The 432-nt window shown below is 59.7% G+C and carries 1 protein-coding gene and 1 pseudogene; both read right to left on the reverse strand.

Annotated features, from left to right (window positions below):
• Positions 1–218: pseudogene (locus tag J5M66_RS26710) on the reverse strand (hypothetical protein); the annotation flags it as partial.
• Positions 219–262: 44 nt separating this feature from the next.
• Positions 263–430, reverse strand: coding sequence for a DUF2818 family protein (locus J5M66_RS26715; RefSeq protein ID WP_207817555.1), 168 nt, complete (start codon positions 428–430; stop codon positions 263–265).
• Between the last annotated feature and the right edge of the window lie 2 nt (positions 431–432).

A 432-nucleotide genomic window follows, 5' to 3' on the forward strand; every position in this document is an offset into this window, starting at 1 on the left:
GTGCCATCGTCGAACAGCGGAATCATCATCACCGCGCCCGGATGAACCAGATATTCGCGGCTGGCGTTGCGGCCGTCCGGCAGCCGCACGATGTCCTGCTTGAGCGTGAGGAATTTACCCTGGTGCATCAACGCAGATGCAACCTGCGTCTCGCGCAGACCGGCGTCCGGTTCCTGTGTGGTATGGGGGGGGTCGTTCAGCGGAGTGTGATCGGACATGGCGCTCTCTCATGCCGAGACAGCGGGAACCTGCCCGGCGGGAATTAACGGGAATCGCGATGATGGCGAACCAGGTATTGCCACGTAAAGCCAGGAAACGCGAACACCAGCATCAGGCAAGCGGTGATCGCATATAACTGCCAGCCTTGCGCAAACGCATTCCCCTGGCTCGATTCGATACCGAAGCCAATCAGCCCAACCACGACATACATGG

Origin of the sequence: Pseudomonas sp. 67(2021) (assembly GCF_017491835.1) — a bacterium.
Lineage (GTDB): Bacteria > Pseudomonadota > Gammaproteobacteria > Pseudomonadales > Pseudomonadaceae > Aquipseudomonas > Aquipseudomonas atacamensis.